At 58.6% G+C, this 3,100-nt stretch carries 2 protein-coding genes; both read right to left on the bottom strand.

Annotated elements, in window-relative coordinates; all coding sequences use genetic code 11:
- On the bottom strand, window positions 1–2,247 hold a 2,247-nt coding region (locus tag Q0510_RS20280; protein ID WP_298715735.1), incomplete at its 3' end, for a hypothetical protein.
- A complete protein-coding gene (locus tag Q0510_RS20275; protein ID WP_298715733.1) occupies window positions 2,247–2,933 on the bottom strand; it encodes a hypothetical protein in 687 nt (228 codons plus the stop codon). The genes Q0510_RS20275 and Q0510_RS20280, both read right to left, overlap by 1 nt.
- Window positions 2,934–3,100 lie beyond the last annotated feature (167 nt).

Below are 3,100 nucleotides of genomic sequence, written 5' to 3'. Positions count from 1 at the left end.
CCCTTCGCCGCTGAAAAACCGGTTCAGCATCAGCCAGGTACGGCGGATCTCCGCCTTCGCCGCTTCCTGCGAAGGGAAAGTGCCCGGCGAAGAAGCGATACCCACGCCAGCCGACTGCATCAGCTGCACCCTGAACGCATTGCCTTCGGGCACGATGCGGAAGTTTTCCATCTTCATGCCCTTCTTCAACAGCAACGCGATACCTGCATCCACCGCTGCCAGCGCCTCGGGATCGGTAGCGCCGGTATAACCGCTGTCGCTCACCAGCAACACATCACCGGTGAAAGACCCGCCTTCATACAACCTGAATTTCTTCCGAATCGGCGGCGGTTCGTCGAATATTTCAAAATAATCCGTGAGCATCGACTGCAGCGCGCGCTTCTCCTGCACGGGGATTTCCAGTAAATGATTCAACTTTCTTTCCAGCGGTGTAATGGCAAAACGCTGCCAATGGCTGCGGATGAACGCCGTGATCTGCGTCAGCCCCAGGTTCACCGCCGCTGCGTCGGCATATGTAGCCACAGAACGCCCGTACGGCGGTGCGTCCGGGTGCTCGCGGAGCTCCAGGTAAAATTCAACGCCGTCGAAACCTGTTATAAACCCTTCGGGATAACGCCCCAGGCTCATGGCGGCGGCCGCCTGCAACATGGACTTCATGGCCGTTTCGCGGGCCTGTGCCTGATCCGGCAGCTCTTCTCCGGTGTACCCCCGCAACAGCGGCTGCCCGCCGGGGCTCAGGATCGTCCAGTTGTATTCGCCGTTTGCCAGCGTAATTTCCACCAGCCAGTTTTCCATCCAGGCCGGGTTGCCGAACGATTGCGCACGGTGACGGCTCAATGCCGGCAAAGCATAGTAAAACGCCGATTTCTCCCGGATCAATTGCAACGAAGCTTTCTCCATCTGCGCCTGCTGATGCGCCAGCAGATCGGGCAACAGCACGGGTGTGGACGCATCGGGCTGCAACGCTTCATGGAAAGCAAACCCCGAGGTATCGTTCATGTTTTCGCCGAACGTGGCCAGCAAATGGTTCAGCACCCTGTTCCTGCGCTGCTGGAATTGCAACGGCGTTTCCGCCGAAGTGCGGAGCGCGTTTTCGTACCCATCACCAAACAGCAACTGCGCCTGCGGCAGCTGTGGAAGGGGTTGGTTAAAAATCGTGCGGTCGATGTCGGCACTGGCGGAGAAAAACGAGTTGAGATGGCCGAGCTGGCTGGTCAAACCCGCCGTCAGCTGTTCAAAGAATAACATATATCCCTGCAACTGCAACGCCTGCGCCCTCCTGGCAATGGTAGCCGATTCGGGCAACCCCGCGGAACCCACGCCATAAACGAGCGGCAGGTCTTCCTGGATGGGATAGTAATCCGAAACGGGAATGCTTTCGGCCACGGGCAGCGCCAGATCGTCGCCGGTACCCAAACTGCCGTTCAGCCATTCATCTTTCAATTGCGCCACGCGCAGCAACACCTGTGCCCAGTCGTACGGAACGGGAATGCCGTTCCGGAATAAGGTGATCCGTGATTTCGAATAGCTCAGATGGGGGATGTGTTGCTGGCTGTTGGAAAGGCACAGGGTATCGCGGGCGCTGTCGGTAACAATGCGGTTATCGATGTACAGCGACAGGCCGAGCGTTCTGACTGAAACGATGCGGCGGCTGTTCACATCTTCACGGAAGTTCACGTCTTCGTTGCCCGCATTGCGGTGGCGAAGGATGATGCGCAGGATGTCGGAAGTAAAAATACGTTCGGATAGATTGGTGGCTACGAGCGTTTCGTCTGGCAGGAATCCCCCGTGCAACGGCGGCCCTTCAAACAGTTTGTCCACCGCTATGTCATCCCCCATTTCCGACATTCCCCGGATCACCGCCACCGGCGTGATGTGCTGGTCGATGTTGAAAAGAATGGACGCGAGCAGCTCTTCCGGCGCCACGCCCGCATTGATCTCGATCCCTGCAGAAATGGCGACTTCCTGCAATCGTACGGGTTGAAAAAAGGCGAAGCGCTCACAAAGGTTGCGGTACCCGCGCATGTACATTTCCACGCTGCGCACCGCCGCGGCTGCGGATATCACCCATCGGTTATATGCTTTGAGCAGCGATGTATCTGCCGGGGAATTATCGCCGAGCGTGGCGATATGCGCCTGCAACGCCTGCAGCACTTTAGGCGTTTGCTGCAAAGGATCTTCCAGCGGCGTATTGATCTGCGCCACCACCACCAGTTCCGTGGTGGAAGCCGCGGGCGGGCAGGTCATCACCCTGGACGGCAACCACCTGCGCTACAACACCAAAGACGGGTTGCTGAACCCGCAGTTCCTGGCCCTCTCACATGGAAGCCATTCAACTTTCGGCCGCCTCCCAGGTCGTGGAAGGTGACGGTTTGCAGCTGCACGTCGGCACTGAAGGGCCGCGCTGCGGACTCGTCCCAGAAGGGGAGCGCAATATCCGCAGAGATGTTTACCAGCAACGGCGGGTCCGGCGGCGTACTCACATCTACGTTCAACTGCACATTGAAGGTGTTGTTGTTGAGCTGCTTGTCTTCGAACTCCAGCAACACTTTCAGCTGCCCGCCATACGTCGCGTCTATCGGGAAAACCCACGCATTCCGCACAAGCGGATGGTCGATGAGGGATTTCCGGAAGTCGTTGGCCGTAAGCGGCGCCATGGGCAGCACTACACCCGGGGTAGGACTTTCCTGCGCCATCCCGTCCGCGTCGCTGGCCAGGAGGTCGCGCATGGGAATGCCTGCCTTGAGCCCTACTTCCGTGAGCGCGTAGCAACAGGCTTCCAGCAGCGTGATGCCGGGATCGCTGAGGTTGTGGTTCGTCCAGCTGGCGCCGGCGGCGGCCTGCAGTACGGTAAGCCCTTCCGCCCGCAGCAGGTTAAAGTCCTGCCCTTTCATGGGCGGCGGACCGGCCGGTATTTGGATGATCGGTTCCATGGGTTATTTTTTTCCTTCGAGCGCCGCGAGTCTTTTTTCCAGGTCCTGTACGCGGTTGGCCAACTCCTGCACGGCGTTCACCATTACATACAGCAGGGGGCTGGAGTTGTACATGAGCACTTCATCTTCCACCCCGGTTTTTTCGTCGATGACTTTGCCGGTGGAAG

The organism is uncultured Chitinophaga sp. (assembly GCF_937874145.1).
In the GTDB taxonomy this organism is placed as follows: Bacteria; Bacteroidota; Bacteroidia; order Chitinophagales; family Chitinophagaceae; genus Chitinophaga.
This window is presented reverse-complemented; position numbering and strand designations above follow the sequence as displayed.